The sequence below is a fragment of the Pseudoalteromonas sp. Z1A6 genome (assembly GCF_011378745.1).
Taxonomy (GTDB): Bacteria; Pseudomonadota; Gammaproteobacteria; order Enterobacterales; family Alteromonadaceae; genus Pseudoalteromonas; species Pseudoalteromonas arctica.
The window spans coordinates 1-1304 of sequence record NZ_WTKW01000599.1 but is presented as its reverse complement, the minus strand read 5'-3'; the positions used below and the strand labels follow the sequence as shown (position 1 = coordinate 1304).

Sequence of the window (1304 nt, the reverse complement as noted above, 5' to 3'; positions counted from 1 at the left end):
TTTAGCACTTTGCTCTTGTAGCAATAAACTGGCTAAATCCAATTGGTATTTACCTTTTAGCTTTTGCATACACAACTCATCACAACTAAGTTCGAGTTGCTCTCTTGCTAAACCAGTTAACTTTAAGCAAATAGGATTCCACCAAAAAACGCTTTCTATAAAACAAATAACCCACGTCCAATAAATATCACCTTGTTGTAAATGAGTTACCTCGTGTTGAATGACTGAATCTAATTCTTTACGGTGTGTCATCGTCGACTCTAACCAAATAACAGGCTTTATTAACCCGGTAGCAAAAGCAGGCTCTGTATGGGTTGTTAGTCTAATTGGATACTGATTGTTAATGTGTTTAAGTTCAGGACTTGGCTTTGAGTTAATGTATAAATTTTTTATAAGCTTTACATATAAGCCCACGCGTAATAAAAACAATCCAAAACCAGCTAAAACTAAAACTATAAAAACATTACTAAGTGATGGCAATAAGTCCCATATAACCATATCGCTTTGTAATTCGTCCTTAATTGCTACTTGTTCAGCATTTGGTATTAGTGCTTTAACATCGGGAATCAATTGCGCCACGTTGAATGTGTAACGATTTGCCCCTTCAAATAAGGGTAACTGGGAAAAGTACTGCCAAGGGACAAACCAACATGCCAAGGCAGTCATTAAAATGTAAAAGTTTAATCGTGCTGGGGCATTTTTTAGCCCTTTTACTGTAAGCAAAATACATAAGCTAATAAGTGTGCAAGTTAGTGAATAATCCGTCATTACCCTCTCCTTTAATCTAACTTCTTATTTTTTAAAAGCGTTTGTAAATATTCTATATCTTCATCATTTAGCTTTTCTTCTTTAATAAAGTGGGCAATTAAACTACGAGAATTACCTTTAAAAAATCGCTGCATAAAACTAGGCATAGCTTGCTCCGATAATGTGTCTTGAGTCACTATTGTTCTAAAAACAATAGCTCGCCCTTCATGTCCACAACGCTCAATCGCTCCTTTATGTTCTAACCTATCTACAATAGTTTTAACTGTTGTATAGGCTACTTTTTTATCTTTTTGCTTATCAGCTAAAAGCACCTTATGTAGTTGACTCGCGGTACAGGGTTCTTCCTGCCAGAGCAGCTGCATAATATCCATTTCAAAATCACTAAGTTTCATTGTCGCCCCTATTACTACACTTGTAGTGGTACTGTTACAAATGTAGTAGTAAGTAATCTTAGTGTCAATACAAAATTGACATGTGAATAAAAAACAAGCGGTAAAAATATAAAAGTCTTGGGAAGGTTTTATAAAAAAGGTAGA

General features: G+C 35.0%; 2 protein-coding genes. Both read right to left on the bottom strand.

Translation table 11 applies throughout. The annotated features are described in order from the left end of the window. A partial coding sequence (locus tag GQR46_RS19815; protein ID WP_165742239.1) for a M56 family metallopeptidase occupies positions 1 to 768 on the bottom strand: 768 nt, incomplete at its 3' end. An 11-nt stretch (positions 769 to 779) separates the two neighbouring features. Next, positions 780 to 1160, bottom strand: coding sequence for a BlaI/MecI/CopY family transcriptional regulator (locus tag GQR46_RS19810; protein ID WP_002960288.1), 381 nt, complete (start codon positions 1158 to 1160; stop codon positions 780 to 782). Between the last annotated feature and the right edge of the window lie 144 nt (positions 1161 to 1304).